The following is an 18,523-nucleotide window of genomic DNA, read 5'->3' as shown; positions in this document are numbered from 1 at the left end:
GGCGAATTTGACGGTACACCCCCTCTTCTATCCGAATAGCGATTTATCTATTGGAGAGATCCTGCGAATAAGCGAGCATTCGTGAGAAAACTACATTTTACCGAGGGAGTTTAATAAAGTGCAGCCAAACCTATCATTCTTGTTTAACACTCATTGCTGTAAATTGTAGTCGATGCTCAATTGGCGTTTTTATAAAATTTGGATATATTCTTTACATAAATAAACCCTTAAAGCATCATCGGTTTCCCATAAGGGCTTTCCAATGTCTACTCTAAGGGTTGCACTTCACTCAGGCAACTGGCTGCTTTCGCTGGCCCCTGCTACCGCCTATGCTGCCTCACACCAGCTTCTTGCGCACATAGCCGGAGATGAGGTCAATAACGGTAATCATCATAACGATGCCGAGCAAAATAATGCCGACCCTAGGCCAGCTTCGGGTACTCAGCGCGAAAATCAGCGGCGTGCCGATACCGCCAGCGCCAATGACGCCCAGTATCGTGGCCGAGCGGACGTTAATTTCAAAGCGGTACAGCGTGTAGTTCAGAAAACCTGGCAGCACTTGAGGCAGCACAGCGAACCAAAGCTGCTGCAAACGCGTCGCTCCGGAAGCGAGCAGCGCTTCGGAAGGACCGAAATCTATATTTTCGATATCGTCCGCAAACAGCTTGCCGAGCATGCCAATCGAATGCAATCCAAGGGCGAGAACGCCGGCAAAGGAGCCCGGACCAACAGCTTTAATGAACAATATAGCCATAATAATTTCCGGAAACGTCCGGATGAAGCTGAGCATGATTTTGCCCGAGCCGGAAATCGGCCGATATTTGCTCATATTGCGGGCGGACCAGAAGGCGAACGGAATGCAAAGCACAGCCGAAATCACCGTACCGAGTATCGAAATAGCCAGCGTATCCAGCAGCCCCCGCAGCAAATCCTCGCCTTCAGGCAAGTATACATAACCCCAATCGGGAGAAAAAATGCCCGCCATAATCGACTTCATGATCTGACCCGCGGTCTCTTTAAAGCCAGTAAACGGAACGCCAGAGAACGCCCAAATATAAACAAGCGCGAGCGCAATAATAATCGGCCACCGAAGCGGGTTTTTCCGCGGTTTTTGGATGAGGTAATCCCCATTTTTCGTCGTCATAGTAGTTTCTCCCGCAGCTTCGTGCTTGCAAAATCAATAAACAGAACAATGACCAGTGTAAATAATATAATAACAGCGGTTTTGTCATATTCGAGAAAGCCAAGCGTCGCTTCATAAAACAAGCCGATGCCGCCAGCCCCGACAAGGCCGAGAATGGCGGCTGCCCGCACATTAATTTCGAAGGTATAAAGCACGTACGACATAAAGGCAGCCGAAATTTGCGGCACCACTCCAAATACGATGCGCTGCATAGCGTTGGCCCCAACCGCCGTCATCGCTTCAAGCGGTCCCTGGTCTATCGTTTCCAATGTCTCATAAGTCAGCTTGGCGATTAAACCGACCGAAAAAACAGCAAGCGCGAGAATGCCCGGCACAGGCCCAAGCCCGAAGACCGCGACGAACAGGGCGGCGAGCAGCAGGTCAGGCAGCGTTCTTACCAAATTGAGCAAAAATCGTGCCGGATAATACACCCAGCGATGCGGCATTAAATTGCCTGCACACAGCAATGCCACTGGGATGGCGATAATTGCCCCAATCGTTGTTCCTACTAATGCCATGCGAATCGTCTCCAGCATGCCGTCCACGATATTATCAAAGTAGGTCCAGCGGGGAGGAAACATTTCGCCCAGCAGATCTAACATGTTCGGAAAGCCCTCAATCAGCTCCTTAAAGCTCACTTCCGTCTGCACGGCACTGCCCCAGAGCAGCAGCAAAATAAGCAGCGTAGTCAGCACATGCTTCGTGCGCGTAGGCGGCAGGGGACGGGGCGCCTGGCTTGTTCCAGTCTCAAGCGGGCTTTTCATGCCGATACCTCTCCCAGCAGCTCGCCTTCAAGAAGAGGCCTGCCATAAATTTCAGCAAACCGCTCGTCTGTAGCTTCAGCTACAGGGCCATCAAATACGACCTCACCTGCCCGCAGCCCGACAATTCGCGTCGCATATTGCCTAGCTAAATCGACAAAATGAAGATTAACGATCGTCGTAATGCCCAGCTCCTGATTAATTCGCTTCAAATCATCCATGACTTGCTTGGTAGTAAGCGGATCTAGCGAAGCGACAGGCTCGTCCGCCAAAATGATTTTGGCCTCTTGCGCCAGCACGCGTGCTATCGCGACACGCTGCTGCTGTCCGCCGGAAAGCTGGTCGGCGCGGGAATAAGCTTTTTCCAAAATGTTGACCCGCTCCAGCGCTTCAAACGCCAAATCCACATCCTCCTTGGGAAAACGGCCCAATATCGTACGAAGAGTGGAGTGGTAGCCGACGCGCCCTGCCAGCACATTGCGCAGCACGGTGGAACGTTTGACGAGATTGAAGCTTTGAAAAATCATGCCAATGTCGCGGCGGATCATTCGCAGATTCTGGCCCTGAGCACTCGTAATCGAGTTGCCGTTAATGAGGATATCGCCCTCGCTAATGTCGTGCAGCCGATTAATCGAGCGCAGCAGCGTAGACTTGCCTGCACCCGATAATCCGACAACAGCGACAAACTCGCCTTGTTCGAAGGTGAGATTAATATTATTCAGGCCCTTGGTCTGATTGGGATACACTTTAGATACTTGACGAAGCTCAATCATGACGTCAATCCTTTCGGTTCAAGTTCGGTGCGAGAATAGCGGCGGGCAACAATGCAATCAATGCAACAAGCCAGCACAGCGCACGCTTGCGCTGAACTGGCTCGCCTTGTGCCGCACGGTGCAGGACGAAAAATCGTACTACTCTGTTTTTACTTTTTCATTATATTGACGAACGATATCGAACTTGCTGTCATCGGATTGCACATAACCTTCATGGGAATAAATTTCTTTAATAATGGCATGTCCTTCTGTATCTTTGCCGATATCAATGAAAGCTTGCGAAATTTTAGCAGACCATTCCGCGCTCATGTCGGAACGAACGGAAATCGTATCGTTAGGAATCGCTTCTGTAAACGAAAGCACACGCGTGTCTTCAAACACGGTAGGGAAATCCTTCATGACGGTATTGCGCGCATCTTGGAAAATCGCCGCCGCATCCACATCGCCATTGATTACCGCAATAACACCTTGGTCATGGCCTTTAACCGTTACAGGCTGTACATCGCTAAGCGGGTTCAGACCCTTGTCCATCAGCAGGGCGGCCGGCCATACAAAACCAGCGGATGACGTCACGTTCTGATAGGCGATTTTTTTGCCTTTAAGCTCTTCCACCGATTGAATCGGCGAATCTTTTTTCACAATAATCAAGGATTTGTAGAAATCAACAAGCTGGTCTGTAGGAGCGCCAGTCTCATCGTTTACGCCAAAGCGCTGCGCCTGCAAAATAACTTCAGCTGCGCCTTTTTCTTTAGCCAGTACATAAGCAGTTGGAGGCAGGAAGCCAACGTCTACCTTTTTAGATGCCATTGCTTCAATGATTGTGTTGTAGTCAGTCGACACGCTGACCTTTACCGGAATGCCAAGCTTGTCTCCCAGAAGCTTCTCAAGCGGCTTTGCTTTCGCTTCCAGCGTATCTGCATTTTGTGAAGGGACGAATTGGACAGTCAGTGTTGTTGGCACATAGCCTGTGTCTGCACTAGCTGTTGGTGCTGGCTCAGTTGAGGCAGCTGTAGATGGGCTTGAACTAGGACTAGCGGATTCGGTACCAGCCGAACCAGTCGTATTGTTCGTTCCGCAAGCTCCAAGCAAGAGCGTAGTCAGTAACAGAGGCAACATAAAGGCATACATCTTTTTCAATCAAAAACCCTCCAAGAGATTGTATTTTTTGACACTTGCTTACTATATTCAATTTATATTTGCGGAGTATCAACGATAAATGAATTAATTGTAAAACAAGCTTATGCACTGCTAAGTTGAAAATGATTTTGCTAGAATAGTTACATTGGAAAAAAATGATGCTGCAACGAGGGAGAGGTTTATGTTGACGCAAACGAACAAGTACACCTGCGAAATTATACTGACGAGTGATCTGCACGGCGCGATCCGTCCGATCCATTACCCGACCAATGCCTACAGCCATAACGGACTGGCTTTATTGGCAGCGCGAATTAAGCAGGAACGCGAACGGGCGCCTGAGCTGCTGCTGGTGGACAATGGGGATTTGCTGCAGGGCTCGCCGCTGGCTTCCTACGCTGCTGCCTTTCAAGACAGCTATGACACGCATCCTTTTATAGAGGTGTTGAATGAGCTTGGCTATGATGCTGCTGTTATGGGCAATCATGAATTTAATTACGGCCTGGATATGCTGAACCGTGCTGTTCAGGCTTCAAAATTTCCATGGCTGTCGGCTAATATCGTCGATGAACAAAGTGGCGAGCCCGCTTTTGGGCCTCCGTTCATCATGAAGCAAATGGCTTCTGGCGTAAAAGTCGCCCTGCTTGGGGCTACAACCCACTACATTCCCAACTGGGAGCAGCCTCAAAATATGAAAGGGCTGCGTTTTCTTGACGCGTTAGAGACGCTTCGGACATGGGTTCAGCACATACGCGACAAGGAGCAGCCGGATCTCGTTATAGTCAGCTATCACGGAGGCTTCGAAAATGATCTAGCAACAGGTCAACCAGCCGAACCGCTGACGGGTGAAAATCAAGCCTATGCCATTTGCCGCGAGGTGGAAGGCATAGATGTATTGCTGACCGGGCATCAGCATCGGTCGTTTGCGGAGGAGCTGCATGGCGTCACGATTGTGCAGACGGGCTATAACGGGTCATCTGCTGCTCATGTTGCGGTGCAGTTGGAGCGGAAGCCCGAAGGCTGCTGGGAAATTACGAGCAAGCGAGCCGAGCTGCTTTATCCAGAGGAGTCTGCCTTGCCTGACGCTGCTGTTCTTGCGCTTACCGATGAGCTGGAGCGACGTACGCAAGCTTGGCTGGATCAGCCGATTGGCGAAATTATTGGCGATCTGTCGATTCAGAATGCAGCTGAGCTGAGGCTGGATGCCCATCCGTTCCTTGCTTTTGTCCATCAGGTCCAGATGGAGGCTACGGGGGCACAGCTTTCTAACGCCGCTTTGCTAAGCGAGGAGGCGCGCGGTTTTGGGAACAAGGTGACCATGCGGGATGTATTAACGAATTTCATCTATCCGAACACGCTGACGGTGCTGGGGCTAAGCGGACAGGACATTCGGGCTGCGTTGGAGCAGGCCGCGTGTTATTTTTCATTGGACGTTCAGGGGGAGATTATTGTAAATCCATTGTACATGGAGCCGAAGGCGCAGCATTATAACTACGACATGTGGGCAGGCATCGACTATGAGCTGGATATTTCACGGCCGGAGGGAAGCCGGGTGGTCAAGCTTGATCGCGATGGAGAGCCCTTGCAGATGGATGCTCAGTATTCGGTTGTAATGAACAGCTATCGTGCGGCTGGCGGCGGCAATTACGCGATGTATGCAGGAAAGCCTGTTCTTTTTGCCGGTGATACGGATATGGCGATGCTCGCAGAAAATTACATCCGCAAGCATCAGCCGCTGGATGCCCCTCGCGCGGGGAATTGGAAGGTTACAGCAGGGTAAAGGTTTGTGTGCGTCAAATACCGTTGCTAAATAAAAAAGCTCTCGTGTTTCCATAAAGGAATCGCGAGAGCTGAATTTGTGAGCAAGAATGGATGAGCAAGCGCTGCTGTCCGGTACTGGGAGCTTGTCGCCAGAATAGGCAGAACTATTTTTTGAAAATATAGGAAAGGATATTCTTTCGTTATCCTATCTCTATTTTTCCCGGAATGAAACGCGCCGCGTCGCCAAGGACGACGACAGCCGTTTCACCTTGAAATATAGGAAATTATATGATTATTTTATCCTCTTTCTCTATATTTCTCCGCGAAACGATAGCTTTGCCGCCAAAGGACGGCTTCAGCCGTTTACGCTTGCTTGAACGGTGATCGTTTCGCTCATTGTCACTCCTGCTGCATTCACAAGCTCGGCCCGATATTCGTAAGACCCAAGCTGGCGGCCAGACAGTGCTGTTACGGCATGTTGAGCGGCAGGAGCAGCTGCTTTCAGCGACTGGGTATCGATGAGCTCGTTATTTTCGTACAAACGGTATTCCGTCGCGTTCGTTCCCCACCACATATTCATGGTAATGCTGTATTGGCCGTCACCGTCCCAGTTGTCTTGCGACAGCACAGGCTTGCCCGGAGACGCATCGGTCACCCGTACCGTTAAGACCTCGCTGCGGGTTGTCCCCTTGGCATTCGTAAGCTCAGCGGTATACGTGTACGTTCCATTGGCCTTGCCGCTTACATGGGTTTGGGCAAATTGGGCAGAGGGGGAGACATCAGGCAGCGTCTGGCTGTCAATAAGCTCGCCATTTTCATAAAGCTTGTAGCTCGTCCCATTGTTGCCCCACCACATATTCAAGGAAATCGTATAGTCACCGTCTTGCAAGCCTGTATCATAGCCGTTGTTGCTCGAAAGCACAGGCATTCCAGGAGCACCTACCGCAAGCGGCTGCCCGGTAATGCGGAAAGAAGCTTGCAGAGAAGCTTGATTGCCGGCAAAATCCGTTACCAAGTAAGCAACGGTATGAGCGCCAATGCCAAGCTCAGATCCTTTAATGGAATAAGGGCTGTTAACAGGCTGCCCGTCCAGCAGCAGCTGCTCGCTAGCAATACCAGACAAGGCATCCGAGCTGCTCAGCGCAAAAATAAGCGTATCCGTCTCGGAAGCATCAGCTATCGCGCCTCCGGACTGCGTTAAAATCACGTCGGGTGCTGATTTATCCAGCTTGACCGTTACAGATTTCACCGCTTCTTTATTGCCAGCCGCATCTGTAGAGAAGAAAGAAATAACAGAGCTTCCTTCCTCATTAATAAGAAATGGTGCTTCATAGGCTTGGTAGACACTCCCGTTCACGGCGTATTCTGTGCGAAGAGGGGAGGTGCTGCTTGCGTCATCGGTTGCTGTCAAGGTTACGGAAACGTCTTGGTTCAGCCATCCCGCCTCATTAGGCGAAGCGGAAAGGGAAGCCGTTGTCTCCGGAGCGGCTGTATCGCCTTGCAGGGTGAAATCGCTAAGCCCGCGTGGCTTCAATTGAAAGACATCTCTGAAAATAGCCGCAACACCCGTAATGCTAACCTGCTGGCCTTCGACATACGGGAAGGAAGCTAGCGATAAGCCTGTGCGTGTGTCTACGCGGATATGGTTGCTGATTCCGGCAGCATCGACGGCATCAAACTCGAAAGAACCGACTGGCGTTGCACTCGTCAAGTTTTGAATCGTTACTTCTGAAAGCTGAACAAGCTGACCCTGGTTATTTGCCGAGACGCGGTCTGCTGCAAGGGGAGCTGGCAGCGGCGCTGTGCCGGTTTTTTCAATTGCGATAATATCGGTCAATTCAAGCTCCGTATTGTATAGTGCTGTAGCGGCTGTCACTTTAATGCGGTCGCCTTGATGGAAGCCGCTTGCGCTTTGGAACACATAAAGGCCGCCTGAGTCATCCTGCAAATAAAAAGCTTGTCCGCCAAATGCACCCGGCTCCGTCGTCACGATTCCTTCAACCGTTACGGTAGAGCCTACTGGCTTATTGCGAGCTTCCGCAATGGGTACCAGAGCGGGGATCGGACCTTCCTCTTCAGGAAGCGGCTCTGCCGGTACATTGCCTACGGTAACTGCGTTCGTAATCAGATTGCTTCCGTTCAAGCGCAGGCGCAAGCTGGCTGCACCGGACGTTCCGGATTTAATGCGGACAGTCAAATCTTTAAAGGCATGTCCTTTGCTGTCTGATGTGACACTAAAAGCTGAGCTGTAGCCGTAGGCAGTCGGCCAGGTGCCATTTTCATTTTGAACCATGGCTACCTGCGTGCCTCCGGTCAAATAAATGCCGGCGCTAAAGCCGGATACGGTCGTATTGGCAGGCAAATTGTCGGCGACAACACGAATTTGAAAATCCTGCGCGTTCGGAAGCGTCGCCTGTTTGACGAAGCTGTAAGCGGCATTGGCGCTCGCTGTTGGGCCGCCGTACGAGCCAGGCTTAAATGTAGAACGGTCGTACCATTTATAGCCTGCGCTTGGCGCGGACCATGGTTCTGGCTGCGGCTCCGTCGAAGCAGCAGGGTTCTCAAAAGGCAGCAATGCCGTAGCACTGTCCAATTGCAGACCGTCAACCTCGGTAAGACTCGTGTAGCTTTCCTGCTCAGCGAGCCAATTAACCAAATTCACGAGCAATACGCCGTCATCTTCCTCTTTAAAGCCGTCGTAGGTCGTTTTGCGCGCTCCGGTTTCCTCGCGCAAATATTTTGGAGAAGCATCTTCAACCGGAGAGGAGTCCCCGATAAAAGCGGCCTTGCCTGCTCCCAGCTTGGAGACAGCGACATAAGGCCCTTCAGCGACACCGCCGCCGTTGTATACGCCTTGGTCTACGGCGCTGCCCCAAGCTTGATTCGTTTGTGGCAAATATACAATGCCTTTGGCTTTGGTCGGGTCGGTTATCGCAAGCGTGGAGCCCGCATGCATCGCAACAGCGGATACGCCAGCGGTGATGCCAAAGGCCTGCTCTTGCGGTACAATTTGATTAGCGCTTATGTCGCCAAGCGCGTTGTAGCGAAAGCGAACGCCAAAATGGTCGGACAGCCAGTCTGAGCTGGTTACACCTTGCATGGCCTCTGAGCTGCGCTCTTCAGCGCTCATGCCTTTTGCCGGATCTGTCCATGCACCACGGCGGTAGCCGTTGATCGCTTCGGAGCCGTCCCAGCGGTTTTTGTTGCGATCGGCATTGTAGTGGTCGCCAACGAAGAAAATGCTGCCGCCGCCTTCTACATACTGCGTCATAGCAGCTTGTTCTGTTGCTTTGAAAGGGATGTTGGGTTCTGCGATGACGAATACGCTGTAACCTTTCAAGTCATTGTAGGTAAATGGGGTTGTTTTGCGAAGCTCTTGAACATAATAGCCATCATTAGCGAGTGCGTCGCCGAAATCAGAGAAGCCGCCGTCAATGACCCAATCTGCTGCTCCAGCGGTCTGGGCGTGGGTATTGTCGAACAAAATCTTTTTTCCAGCGTTTTCGTTCACGACTTTAGGCTGGATAAAAGGGGCCGGGTCAGTGGGGCCCTCAGCGTGAACCGCTGTCGTGCCGCCCCATAAACCAGCTTGCAGCGGAATAGCGACAGATAGAGCGATAAGCGACTTGATCCATTTTTGTGACAAGGATGACTTCCGTTGTGTAAGCTTCATCAATTCCATTCCTCCCATGAATCATTAATCTTAGCGTTCGTCCATATTCTAGCATGTGAACATCTGCTATAGTGATATGAATTTGTAAAAAATAGTTAAATATTCCTATGTGAGGCGTGAATTGGGGAGGATGGACTAGGCGTTTAAGAAGAGCGTATATCTTGCATTCGTGCCCTACTATATAGGGACATAATTTGAGATAATTGTGATGAAGCGGCTGTAGATAAGAGTATGGTTCAAGTTTATCGAGTTAATCAAGTCTATTAAGTCAATTAAAGGTGACATATAGGAGGAATTAAGATGAGTAATCAAATGCTAAAAAGGCTGCAAACGGCCGAGGGACAGGAGCTGCTTGTCCAAATGTATGGCAAGCAGCAGCTTGTAGAGCAAACTAACCGGTATCAATCGCTTGTTGAGCAATTTCAGACGTATTTCGGAGAGCAGGAGATTGGACTGTTTAGCTCCCCTGGAAGATGTGAGATTGGCGGCAACCATACGGATCATAATCACGGCAAGGTTCTAGCGGGAAGCATTACGCTGGATACGATTGGGGCGGCGGTGAAGGTGGACGAGCCTGTTATTACCTTTTTCTCGGAAGGCTATGCAACGAAATATGTGATTGATCTTCAGGATATACAGCCTCGGTCTGGAGACGATGGCACGACCTCGTTGGTTCGCGGCATTGCAGCCGGATTCATTAATGCGGGCTTTCAAGTAGGCGGCTTCCATGCTTATATATCGAGCAACGTATTTGCTGCATCGGGATTAAGCTCTTCTGCGTCTTTCGAAATGCTAATCGGCACGATTCTAAATCATTATTATAATGATGGAAAGCTTGATGCTGTGTCGCTCTCTAAAGTCGGCCAATTTGCTGAAAATCGCTATTGGAATAAGCCGTCCGGCCTGCTGGACCAAATGGCCTGCGCCTATGGCGGTTTAATCGCGATTGATTTTGAGACGCCTAAGGAGCCTGTTATTAAGCCCGTGCGTTGGGATTTTCAGAAAAATGGCTACTCCTTGGTCATTGTAAATACAGGCGGAAATCATGCTGATTTAACGGAAGATTATGCGGCGGTACCTAATGAGATGTATGCGGTGGCCAAAGCGCTAGGAGCTTCGGTCTGCCGTGATTTAGCGCCAGAGGATATTTACGCTAATTTGAAGGCGGTTAGAGAAGCGGCTGGAGACCGGGCTGTACTGCGCGCCTTGCATTTCTTTGCGGAAAATCAGCGCGTCGATGAGCAGGTGCTGGCACTTGAGGATGGCAGGTTCAATGATTTCTTGACGCTCATTACGGCTTCGGGGAATTCATCTTGGAAATGGCTTCAAAATGTATATCAAAGCGGGGCTATTCAAAATCAGGAGATCGCTATCGCCCTGTCCCTTACTGAAAACTATTTGAAAAAAATCGGCGATGGCGCATGCCGAGTTCATGGCGGAGGATTCGCGGGAGTGATTTTGACCATTATTCCTAACGAGCATGCGGAAGCGTATATGTCATGGATTGGCGGAATGCTGGATACTCCGGTCCTGGTTGTGAATGTGCGTGAGCATGGGGCTGTATGCTTAAATGAACTGTTAGATAGGTAGTAAGTTGAAATGCGGAGCCAGTCCGGGTATTGATTGAATAGGCTTGGAATTGCAGAAGCCCCAGAAATCATTAGATTAATGGGGCTTCTTTGCTATTGAAATGCGTGCAATACAGTTGAGAAAAACGGCACTAATTTGTTCCCAACTGGGCACCAAACAGAATAAAGCCCATTTTGATTCTGGTGTAAAAAAAAGAAAAATCCTTATAGAATAACGGTTTTGAAGACTTTGTTATGGCGCGCCCGATACGATTCGAACGTACGACCTGCAGTTTAGGAAACTGTCGCTCTATCCTGCTGAGCTACGGGCGCGCAGCATTGATTATTTTACCATGGAAGGCGGGATCAAGCAACAATGCTTGCCTGCCTAACCGTTTGGTCAGCCTATTGAGCTGAGACTTCATCAGTCTGCTCCACCATTTTGCTGCCCTGCTACCCTACCCTGCTGCATTATTTTCATCACGCTTATTAAATCCGCATCTTATTGCGCACAGTCAGCGCTGCGCCGGTTACGACGGCATCCTCTTTGAGCTGGCCTTTGGAAAACCTCGGCTCATAGGCGGGGGAATAGTAGGTGTTTTTCTTCGCGGTTTCTGTAGCGGTCTGAAAATACATCGGCTTAGAATTGATTAAAGCGCCGCCCAGAATAACAAGCTCCGGATGAAAAATATTAATCAAATTCGCCAGGCCGACGCCGAAATAGACGGCGGACTGCTGGAACAGCTCCTGCACATACGGATCATCCGCCGACAGAGCTTGCAGCAGCACTTCATAATTCAGCTGCTCGGGCGTGACGGAATACGCTTTGAGCAGCGAATCCTGCCCCATCTTCGCATGGGAGCGTGCCTGATGCTCCAGCGCCTGAATCGAAGCGTACGCCTCCAGCGCACCGTAATTGCCCGCCGAAGACAGCCGAGGCCCATCAGTGTGAATAATCATCTGTCCGATCGAGCCTTCCATATCCATCGTGCCATGGACGATACGGCCATACGACATGATCGCGGAGCGCAGGCTGACGCCGGCATGCACATACAGCGCATGCTCGATGTCTTCATGGCGCAGCGCCCAGCGCTCGCCAAGCAGCGCGGTGTTGGCGCCATTTTCGAGAAACGCTGTGAATCCGGTCGCTTCCTCAAACATCTGGCAAATCGGAACCTGCGTCCAGCCCCTGGCCGCAAAATACAGCGGGTCCAAAATCATCCCGCTGCTCCGGTCAAGCGGCCCAACTGCCCCAATGCCAATGCCGAGAATCTGCTCCCGCTCAATCCGGTGATCCCGAAGAAGGGTACGCATCAGCTGCGACGCGTAGTCGACCAGCGCCTGCGGTGTCATCGCTTCATCCATCCGCCAGCGAACGAGTGATTTCTGATTCAGCTGCATATCGAATAAGCCTAATGTCGAAGAGAAACGCGAAATTTCCAGTCCAAAAATGTACCGGTACTCCGCATGAATCTGATACAAAATCGGCCGTCTGCCGCCGCTGGAGGGACCAAGACCCGTCTCCTGAATCAGCCCGTCCATCACAAGCTCCTCCAATACACGCGTTAGCGTACTGCTCGTCAGCTTGTGCCTGTCCAGCAGCTCCGCTTTCGATACGGTGCCTTGCTCGGCGATTTGTGTATAAATAAGCTCTTTATGAGAGGGAACGCTCCGTTCCGCTTTGTACATAACTAATCCCTGCTTACTATAGGTAGGATGAAAAAAATGAAAGTGCCACTCCTCATTATATCGTAATTCATGGACAGTCGCTATGTTCACGTCTGCTTCGAACATTTATTCGAAAAGAAATAAACTCAACCCAAATCACTCATAATTCAATCGAATAGCTTCGATAAAACGAAATGATGAGCCTTTTTTTGATAAGTTAAATCCATTATGGAATAAAGGTGGTATAATAGAGAGAAAGCATCACCCCATCAATGGAGGGAACCTCATGGCAAATGGACAAAATAAACGGCTGGGTATGCTGCTGCAGCTGTTTTGGATATTTTTTCGAATTGGACCTACAACGTTTGGCGGCGGCTACGCGATGATGCCGATGATCGAGCGGGAGGCCGTACAGAAGCGGCAGTGGCTGGATGAAAAAGAATGGACGCAGCTCATTTCGCTAGCAGGGTCAGCGCCAGGCGGTGTAGGCGTCAATGCTGCAGCGATGGTTGGCTATCGCCAGGCCGGTGCCGCAGGAGCTATTATCGCCATCGTTGGCATAACGCTCCCTACGCTGCTGCTCGTTTTGCTGCTGGGCTTGTTTATACGCGCCTTTGGCGATCATCCGAAGCTGGTGGCGGCGCTTAAAGGGATACATGGGGCGGTCATCGCCTTAATGGTGATGGCCGCTTACCGCATGGCGCGGACGGCATTGTTTGATGTTGCGACGACGTTCGTAGCGGTTGTGACGCTCGCTGTGCTGCTGTTTACTGCGATTAATCCGATTTACGTCGTCATGGCGGGGCTGCTTGGAGGCATCATATTCACGAAGGGCAAGCAGCTGCTGGGGATGAAGGTATTGACGGAGAAAGCTTCTGTCAGCAGAAGCAGCAGCGAAATTGAATACTACATTTAGACGGGAAATGGAGAGGGGGGACGGAGCATGCTCGGAGAGCTGTTTATTGTTTTTTTGAAAATAGGCTGTGTGTCGTTTGGAGGGGGCTACGCGGTTATTCCGATTATTCAATATGAGGCTCTATCCCGAGGCTGGATGACGCAAGGGGAATTTGAGCAGGCCGTCTCCCTTGCCGGGATGGCGCCGGGCTCGATTGCAACAAATTCGGCGACGTTAATCGGTTATCAGACCGCCGGCATCACGGGTGCGATTATATCGACTGCTGGCATGGTGCTGCCGTCGCTGGTGCTCATGATTGTGCTGTCAGCGTTTATCCTCCGCCTTCAAAATAATAAATGGCTGTCAGCCTCCTTTTACGGCTTGAAGCCGATGATTACCGGCCTAATGGTCTATGCAGCCATTCATTTCGGATATCCGAATGATGGCGCGATTCTGAGCTGGTCGTTCGCTGGAATGCTGCTCATCGTTGCAGGCAGCTTATTCTTACTGATGCGCTTTAAGCTGCATCCGTTTATTATCATTGCCGGAGCAGGGGCAGCGGGTATCATTTTATTTTAGCAGCCATTGTCGAAGGGTGCGCAAAGAAAAAGCCGTTCATTCGTTTGCTAATAAAACGTTATTTTCCAGCTTGAAGCTGTATGAAGGTATATGATGGGGTAAGAAGTCGCATAAAGCCGCTTGTTTTGAGAGTTTGCTCCTTGCAGCAAGCTCCCGAAACAAGCGGCTTTTGGCTTTCTTTCAAATCATGAATTCAACAGCATTCGCGAAGGATAATGTTCCATGTGGAACATATTGTCGAACGGATTAAAGAGTTTTTACTAAAAATTTAATAAAAAATAATTCAAAAGACCTAAAAAATCAGTTCTTTTTTACCGAAATATATTTAAACAACTTGAATTAGACAGTGAGGGATACCAATATGAATTCAGTCCAAGCTATGCTCCACGCCATGCCTTACATCCGGAAGATGATGCGGGAGAGTGCAAGCCTATCTCTATATGACCGCACTCATATGCTTTATTATTTGCCTATGCCGGGAGTCGATATGGGCTTCAAAACAGGCGATACGCTTTCTGAGGGTTTTATGAATTTTGCCGCGCTTAAAAATGGCAGGGAGGAAAGCATCACCCATATTCCCCAGGAAACGTTTGGAATTGCAATGGATGTTGTAAATATACCGCTTAAGAACGAGAATGGCGAGGTGGAGGCTGTTTTTTGCGTTGCTTATAATTTAACGAACCAGAATCAGCTGGAGCATCTTGTGCGCGAAAGTCATTCCATTACAGAGCATTTGGTGCAGATGGTACAGCAAATGGCAGCCCACTCCGAGGAATTGCAAGCGGCAAGTGAACAAATTTCGGAAAATTCGAAAACAACAGCGGAAAACTCGAAGCAAATCAACAAAGTAGCGGGCTTTATTAAAGAGGTATCTGAGCAGACGAATATGCTCGGGCTGAACGCAGCAATTGAAGCGGCGCGCGCAGGTGAAGCAGGAGCAGGCTTTGGCGTCGTGGCCACCGAGGTGCGCAAGCTGTCCGTCGATTCCAAAAAAGCGACTGTAGAAATTGAGAAGGCGCTTGGTGATATTCAGACGTCGATAAAAGGCATGGAACGCGAAATTTCGCAAATTGTGGCCTCATCCGAGGAGCAGGCTTCCATGGTTAGCGCTTTTACGAGCGTGATCGAGCGTCTGCAAAGCTCAAGCCAATCGATGAAGGACATAGCTGATCAGATGATTTCCTACAATCTTACGGAATCATAGTTCCAGAATGAAAGATCTGTTTGGGACAAACGCTTTCAGCATTTTGCAAGCGAGAGAAGCCTTGCCCCTTGGCGATAACCGTCAGGAGGCAGGGCTTTTTTTCAAAATGTCAGCTATATCAAGGTTTCTCCTAGGGGTGTACTTCTATGCTATGCAAAATGCATAAAGATACGGCACAGATAGCCGCGCCTTCCATGATAATGTCAGCTTTCATTTACAAAAAAAGATGTATTACGACAAAATCGTGGTGGATAAATCGACATCGCATGTCGGGAAAATAAAAATGACTTTCCCAAATGAAGAAATGAACAGCAGCAACCATTCATGAATGTCAGGTTTACCAATATGTTGCTGATTTGGTTAATCATTAAAACTTTAAAAATGGGTATAATGGACTACTATTTTGGAAGCTAATCCTGATTTTGTCGAAAGTTGCCTGAAAATTATAGGTGATTGTCGACACGTTTTTACAAACAGCCCACCGGAATAAGCGTATAATAAAATAAAATTGCCACACGAGCGCTATATTTAAGGAGTGGGCCACGAAGCGAGCTATGGACAAAATAATTCTACTCGATCAATTGCAATCGCTAAGGCTAAAGCTCCATGAGATAGCCGAAGCACGAGGTAGTCTGACAGACCCTGACGTTCTTGCGATTAGCGAGGAAGCAGATCAACTAATCGTTGCCCTTCAACAGATGCAGCGTGATGAGATGATTGGTTCTTCCATGCGTCGTAAACACGACTAGTCAACTATATATTTTTCCGTCGCAGCTTCCTGAAGAACTGGGTAAGCATTGTGGCGCATTCTTGTTGCAATACGCCGCTAGTCAGTTCCGTTTCGTGGTTGAAACGCGGCTCCTGCAGCAAATTCATTAGCGTGCCTGCGCATCCTGCTTTGGGATCGCCGGTACCATAAACGACACGCTTCACTCTGGATTGGACGATAGCTCCAGCACACATTGGACATGGCTCCAATGTTACATACAAGGTACAATCGAGCAGCCGCCAAGCGTCCAATTCCTTGCATGCATCGCGAATGGCGACCATTTCGGCGTGGGCAGTAGGATCATGCTGCGTTTCTCGAAGATTGTAACCTCTCCCAATGATTTGATGATTTTTAACAACAATTGCTCCTATGGGAACCTCACCAATTTGCTCAGCTTTTTTGGCTTCCTCAATAGCCTGTTGCATCCAAAATTCGTCTTCCTGCTCTTGCAGCATGATGCAATCCCTCCTATATATGTAAAATCAATTGCGTTTATTCAGCGAACAAATATTCTGTTGTTAACATGTGGTGGATAACATTGGGGATAACTTTCTGGTTATGCACTTTTTTATACACAAAATATTCGACCAGTATGTGTATAAGTAGCGTATATTGTTTATAAAATGTGGATAAGTCGTTCGAATTTACGACGATAAAGGTGGTCTTCGTAGTGCCATTCAAACTCAAGCTCTGCTTACTGATTGCGATAGCATTCTTCTCCATGTTTGTTACCCTACTTATTGTGGACCAATATTCGATGTTTCGCAATATGCACAAAAATCTTGGCAGCATGCTGAGCAAAGCATCTGTACAGCTCTACGAGACGCTGGCTTTATCAAATAACGAGCTGGCGGCGGGCATGCCTCTTGATGCAGAGACGGAGGAGCAGCTTAATAGGCTGATTGAAGACTGGAAGCGGTGGGACGCACGCATTTTGGATATAACCATATTACGGCCTCAGGATCATGAGGAGCAGATTACGAGCGTAGCTAGCTATGATATTATTTACGGCAAACAGAGCCTCTATGACGCCGAGCTTGAACAAGAGCTGATTAATCTGACAGCCAAGGATCGTCTTTATCGGGTTAATGAAATCGAAACGGACGGGGCCGCTTATTTAAAGAGCTACTACAGCAATAAAAATATGCAGCCCGCTGTTATCCGCATCGTCTATAGCTACGAATACTTTCAGGATCGGGCTGCGTACAAGGTGAAGGATTGGCTGAAATATGCCGGCATCTTTATGTTATTTATTTTATTTGGCAGCTATTTGCTGTCGGGGATGCTGCTCCGTCCACTTAAATCGATTTTATGGAAGGTCAATGAGGTGTCTCACGGCCGCTTTGATTCGTTCATTAAAGTGAGAAGCAGGGATGAGTTTGGCCTGCTTGCTGTGAAAATAAACGCGATGTCGCAAAATCTCAGCATTTACATGGACAAGCTGCGCAAAGCTTTTGAAGAAAACCGCCGGATGAAAAATTTTCTGCAATCCTTCATTAATCATACGAGTGATGCGATCCATGTTGTCGATCTGCAGGGAATCATTATTCAAGTGAATCAAGCCTTCGAGCAGCTTTATGGCTATACAGCGGAAGAGGCGCTTGGCAGCCAACTTACGCTCATACCAGAAAGCCACCGGGGCGAAATGAAGCTGATCCTTGCCTCGCTTCTAGCGGGCAAGGTGCTCCCTGCACAGGAGACGAAGCGTTTAACGAAGTCGGGCGAGATTATCCCCGTTAGCGTCACGATATCCCCTATTCGCGATAGCGCGGGCGAGGTGAAGGCGTTCGCGAGCATTACTCGCGACATGAGGAGCCGCAACAAGATGGAGGAGCTGCTGCGCCGCTCCGAGAAGCTGACGACAGTTGGTCAGCTGGCGGCTGGTGTCGCCCATGAAATACGCAATCCGCTGACGACGCTGCGAGGCTTTCTCCAGCTTCAACTGAAAAATCGTACGGGCAATACCGAGCATACAAGCTTGATGCTGTCGGAGCTAGATCGCATTAACCTGATTGTCAGCGAATTTTTGATTTTGGCCAAGCCGCAGGCGACACAGTTTACCTTAAAGGATGTTAAGCAGGTGCTGCGCGACGTACTGCTGTTTCTCGATAGCGAGGCTCATCTGCATAATGCGGAATTTCTGACCGTTTTCGCCGAAGAGCCCTGCCTGATTTCCTGTGAGGAAAATCAGCTCAAGCAAGTGTTCATTAATGTGCTGAAAAATGCGATTGAAGCGATGCCGACTGGAGGGCCCATTTACATACGCTTGAAACGAAATACGGGCCACATTACGATAGAAATAGCAGATGAAGGCATCGGCATACCAGAGGAACTGATTTCGCAAATCGGCAGTCCATTCGTGACGGGCAAGGAGAGCGGTACCGGACTTGGCATGATGGTCAGCCAGCGTATTATCCAGAGCCATCAAGGCATGATTGATATTCAAAGCCAAGTGAACGCCGGAACAACGGTGACGATTACGCTCCCTGCTTTGAAAGACGAGGGAGACGGAGGTATACTAGTAGAAAAAGCAAGCGCTGCAGGTTAATATGAAC

Annotated in this window: 14 protein-coding genes and 1 tRNA gene; 7 read left to right on the top strand and 8 right to left on the bottom strand. The window is 49.4% G+C overall.

Translation table 11 applies throughout. From position 1 onward, the window contains the following. Positions 1–337 precede the first annotated feature (337 nt). The 4 genes from phnE (AC50X8_RS29345) to AC50X8_RS29330 all read right to left on the bottom strand — a co-directional run bounded on the left by phnE (AC50X8_RS29345) (position 338) and on the right by AC50X8_RS29330 (position 3,854). On the bottom strand, positions 338–1,144 hold the full coding sequence (gene phnE / locus AC50X8_RS29345) for a phosphonate ABC transporter, permease protein PhnE (RefSeq protein WP_494883072.1): 807 nt from the start codon (positions 1,142–1,144) through the stop codon (positions 338–340). Beyond that, positions 1,141–1,947, bottom strand: a complete 807-nt coding sequence (gene phnE / locus AC50X8_RS29340) for a phosphonate ABC transporter, permease protein PhnE (RefSeq protein WP_494883068.1) — start codon at positions 1,945–1,947, stop codon at positions 1,141–1,143. The genes phnE (AC50X8_RS29345) and phnE (AC50X8_RS29340) overlap by 4 nt, the downstream gene beginning before the upstream one ends. Next, positions 1,944–2,717, bottom strand: a complete 774-nt coding sequence (gene phnC / locus AC50X8_RS29335) for a phosphonate ABC transporter ATP-binding protein (protein WP_494883066.1) — start codon at positions 2,715–2,717, stop codon at positions 1,944–1,946. The genes phnE (AC50X8_RS29340) and phnC overlap by 4 nt, the downstream gene beginning before the upstream one ends. A gap of 138 nt (positions 2,718–2,855) precedes the next feature. Beyond that, positions 2,856–3,854 carry a phosphate/phosphite/phosphonate ABC transporter substrate-binding protein gene (locus AC50X8_RS29330; protein ID WP_494883064.1) on the bottom strand — a complete coding sequence of 333 codons (999 nt, stop codon included), beginning with the start codon at positions 3,852–3,854 and terminating at the stop codon, positions 2,856–2,858. A gap of 181 nt (positions 3,855–4,035) precedes the next feature. On the opposite strand from AC50X8_RS29330, the gene AC50X8_RS29325 reads away from it, so the two are divergent. After that, a complete protein-coding gene (locus tag AC50X8_RS29325; RefSeq protein WP_494883062.1) occupies positions 4,036–5,631 on the top strand; it encodes a bifunctional metallophosphatase/5'-nucleotidase in 1,596 nt (531 codons plus the stop codon). Positions 5,632–5,967: 336 nt separating this feature from the next. Here AC50X8_RS29325 and AC50X8_RS29320 read toward each other — a convergent pair whose 3' ends face one another. After that, the gene (locus AC50X8_RS29320; RefSeq protein ID WP_494883060.1) at positions 5,968–9,285 is read right to left on the bottom strand and encodes an OmpL47-type beta-barrel domain-containing protein; all 3,318 of its coding nucleotides are present in this window, start codon (positions 9,283–9,285) and stop codon (positions 5,968–5,970) included. 300 nt (positions 9,286–9,585) lie between these two features. On the opposite strand from AC50X8_RS29320, the gene AC50X8_RS29315 reads away from it, so the two are divergent. Next, positions 9,586–10,875, top strand: coding sequence for a galactokinase (locus tag AC50X8_RS29315; protein WP_056035137.1), 1,290 nt, complete (start codon positions 9,586–9,588; stop codon positions 10,873–10,875). Between the two features lie 234 nt (positions 10,876–11,109). On the opposite strand, the gene AC50X8_RS29310 is transcribed toward AC50X8_RS29315, so the two are convergent. Next, positions 11,110–11,186 (bottom strand) — tRNA-Arg (locus tag AC50X8_RS29310). Between the two features lie 156 nt (positions 11,187–11,342). Then, positions 11,343–12,542 (bottom strand): ROK family protein, encoded by a 1,200-nt coding sequence (locus AC50X8_RS29305; RefSeq protein WP_494883058.1) that lies wholly within the window; start codon positions 12,540–12,542, stop codon positions 11,343–11,345. A 265-nt stretch (positions 12,543–12,807) separates the two neighbouring features. Here AC50X8_RS29305 and AC50X8_RS29300 point away from each other — a divergent pair, with 265 nt between their 5' ends. From AC50X8_RS29300 to AC50X8_RS29285, 4 genes are all read left to right on the top strand, one after another. Then, on the top strand, positions 12,808–13,437 hold the full coding sequence (locus tag AC50X8_RS29300) for a chromate transporter (protein WP_056035132.1): 630 nt from the start codon (positions 12,808–12,810) through the stop codon (positions 13,435–13,437). 27 nt (positions 13,438–13,464) lie between these two features. Then, the gene (locus AC50X8_RS29295) at positions 13,465–13,995 is read left to right on the top strand and encodes a chromate transporter (protein WP_056035129.1); all 531 of its coding nucleotides are present in this window, start codon (positions 13,465–13,467) and stop codon (positions 13,993–13,995) included. A gap of 361 nt (positions 13,996–14,356) precedes the next feature. Next, positions 14,357–15,199: a methyl-accepting chemotaxis protein gene (locus AC50X8_RS29290; protein WP_056035125.1), complete on the top strand. Its 843-nt coding sequence runs from the start codon at positions 14,357–14,359 to the stop codon at positions 15,197–15,199. Between the two features lie 581 nt (positions 15,200–15,780). Further along, positions 15,781–15,948 carry a Spo0E family sporulation regulatory protein-aspartic acid phosphatase gene (locus tag AC50X8_RS29285; protein WP_494883055.1) on the top strand — a complete coding sequence of 56 codons (168 nt, stop codon included), beginning with the start codon at positions 15,781–15,783 and terminating at the stop codon, positions 15,946–15,948. 4 nt (positions 15,949–15,952) lie between these two features. Here the strand turns inward: AC50X8_RS29285 and tadA are convergent, their stop codons facing one another. Continuing rightward, positions 15,953–16,423: a tRNA adenosine(34) deaminase TadA gene (tadA, locus tag AC50X8_RS29280; RefSeq protein ID WP_056035119.1), complete on the bottom strand. Its 471-nt coding sequence runs from the start codon at positions 16,421–16,423 to the stop codon at positions 15,953–15,955. 215 nt (positions 16,424–16,638) lie between these two features. Here tadA and AC50X8_RS29275 point away from each other — a divergent pair, with 215 nt between their 5' ends. Further along, a complete protein-coding gene (locus AC50X8_RS29275) occupies positions 16,639–18,516 on the top strand; it encodes an ATP-binding protein (RefSeq protein ID WP_494883053.1) in 1,878 nt (625 codons plus the stop codon). The last annotated feature ends 7 nt before the right edge of the window (positions 18,517–18,523 follow it).

Source organism: Paenibacillus sp. JT22N15 (assembly GCF_059383755.1).
The sequence above is the reverse complement of the archived record's forward strand: the minus strand, read 5'-3'. Positions and strand labels throughout refer to the sequence as shown.